Source organism: Dietzia maris, from assembly GCF_014144855.1.
Taxonomy (GTDB): domain Bacteria; phylum Actinomycetota; class Actinomycetes; order Mycobacteriales; family Mycobacteriaceae; genus Dietzia; species Dietzia kunjamensis.
This window is the reverse complement of sequence record NZ_JAALDN010000539.1, coordinates 1-1,748: the sequence shown is the minus strand read 5'-3', so window position 1 is coordinate 1,748 and position 1,748 is coordinate 1. Positions and strand designations below refer to the sequence as shown.

Sequence of the window (1,748 nt, the reverse complement as noted above, 5' to 3'; positions counted from 1 at the left end):
AGCGCCCACCCCGCCCAGCGCCCACCCCACCCCGAGGATCCGCTACTCCAATTCGGGATCCGCTGGTCCCATCGGGGTAGCGGATCCGGAATCGGGGTAGCGGATCTCCTGGGGATCAGGCGGTGTGGTCGGCGGCGGCGGGCGCGAAGTCGTCCGCGCTCTCGGGGGGCATGGTGCGGGTCATCGCGGCTGCGGGAATGACCGCCCCGGCCAGGAACGTGAGGATGCCGAGGCCTCCCATCACGTAGGCGAGCCGGTGTCCGTCGCCGATCTCGAAGCTCGAACCGAAGATCAGCACCATCGAGATCACGAACAGTCCGCCCGTGACCAGCGAGAGCGACTGAGAGCGGGCCTGCAGGAGCGTCGCCAGCTCGAACTCGTCCAGGTATCGGGCGGGGGCGGTGTCCTTGGAGTCGATGGTGATGCGCAGCATCGTCCAGACCACGCAGATCACCACGGTCATGGGGAGCCAGGCCAGGATGATCGGGAACCAGAAGTAACCCGCCACCGCGATCGCGGCCATGATCGCCAGGCTCGCCCAGTTCAGGCGGACGAGCAGTCGGCGACGTCCCGGGGTACGCCACGACGGGAGTCTGCCCTCCGTCCGGGTCTGCATCTTCTCGAATCGCTGCTCGGATCGGGTGAGGGTGTCGACGCGGTTGGAGGTCATGATCGGTCCTCTCGGGTGGGGCGGTAGATCTCGGCGGACATCGGTCGGAACTCCTCGCGGGAGAACACGGCCTCGACCGGCAGGTCGAAGACCGCGCAGATCCGGAAGGCCAGATCCAGGCTCGGGTAGTGGTCGCCTCTCTCGAGCGCCCCCACGGTCTGGGGGTTGACCTCGATCTGCTCGGCGAGCGCCGCACGGCTCAGGCGGCGCTCGGCCCGCAACACGGCGATCCGGTTGTGAATGGGGAGCTTTTCTCCCCGTCGGACTGGGCTCATGTATCTAAGTGTTGGGAAAACCCAACGATATGTCAATGGTCCGTCGTGGGTAGGCTGGATCACATGAGTAGCGGAAGCATTCACGACATCTCGTTCACCACCATCGACGGCGAGCAGGCCAGCATGGGCGACTACGCGGGCCACGCGGTCCTCGTGGTCAACGTCGCCAGCGAGTGCGGGCTCACCCCGCAGTACGAGGGGCTGCAGGAGTTGGCGGACGACTACCGCGACCGCGGCCTCTTCGTGATCGGGTTCCCCTGCAACCAGTTCATGGGCCAGGAGCCGGGTGACGAGGACGCCATCAAGGAGTTCACCTCCGGCAAGTACGGGATCACCTTCCCGCTCGCGGCCAAGGTCGACGTCAACGGGCCCGACCGACACCCGCTCTACGTCGAGCTCACCAAGGTGGCCGACTCCGACGGTGAGGCGGGGGACGTGCAGTGGAACTTCGAGAAGTTCCTGCTCTCGCCCGAGGGGGAGGTCGTCGGACGGTTCCGTCCCAAGGTCGAGCCCGGAGCCCCCGAACTGGTGGACGCGCTCGAGGAGACACTTCCGATCTGACCGCGCCGGCGGGGATATCGGTCTCGGCACTGTGTCGGGTCGGCACTATGTCGGTCTCGGTACTGTGTCGGGCTCGGCAATCTGGAGTACACCTCGCCGTCGTCACCGCGTCATCACTCCCTGACACGATCCCCCCATGACCCCGCGCCTCATCGTCTCGGTCTCGGGACTCCGCGACACCACCCTCGACCACGCCGTCGACCTGGTCGGCGACCTCGAACGTCGATCCGTGCCGGTCTCGC

Annotated in this window: 3 protein-coding genes; 1 reads left to right on the top strand and 2 read right to left on the bottom strand. The window is 66.8% G+C overall.

Annotated elements, in window-relative coordinates; all coding sequences use genetic code 11:
* Positions 1-115: 115 nt before the first annotated feature.
* Both G6024_RS15935 and G6024_RS15930 read right to left on the bottom strand, forming a co-directional pair.
* A complete protein-coding gene (locus G6024_RS15935; protein WP_069389638.1) occupies positions 116-670 on the bottom strand; it encodes a hypothetical protein in 555 nt (184 codons plus the stop codon).
* Entirely contained in the window at positions 667-945 is a 279-nt protein-coding gene (locus G6024_RS15930) for a helix-turn-helix transcriptional regulator (protein ID WP_069389637.1), read from the bottom strand. The genes G6024_RS15935 and G6024_RS15930 overlap by 4 nt, the downstream gene beginning before the upstream one ends.
* Positions 946-1,008: 63 nt before the next feature.
* On the opposite strand from G6024_RS15930, the gene G6024_RS15925 reads away from it, so the two are divergent.
* On the top strand, positions 1,009-1,506 hold the full coding sequence (locus tag G6024_RS15925; RefSeq protein ID WP_069389636.1) for a glutathione peroxidase: 498 nt from the start codon (positions 1,009-1,011) through the stop codon (positions 1,504-1,506).
* Positions 1,507-1,748: the final 242 nt, after the last annotated feature.

Bases quoted from the DNA above. Each gene is read 5' to 3' on its own strand.
- G6024_RS15930 (WP_069389637.1), bottom strand. From the start codon at position 945: ATGAGCCCAGTCCGACGGGGAGAAAAGCTCCCCATTCACAACCGGATC.
- G6024_RS15935 (WP_069389638.1), bottom strand. From the start codon at position 670: ATGACCTCCAACCGCGTCGACACCCTCACCCGATCCGAGCAGCGATTC.
- G6024_RS15925 (WP_069389636.1), top strand. From the start codon at position 1,009: ATGAGTAGCGGAAGCATTCACGACATCTCGTTCACCACCATCGACGGC.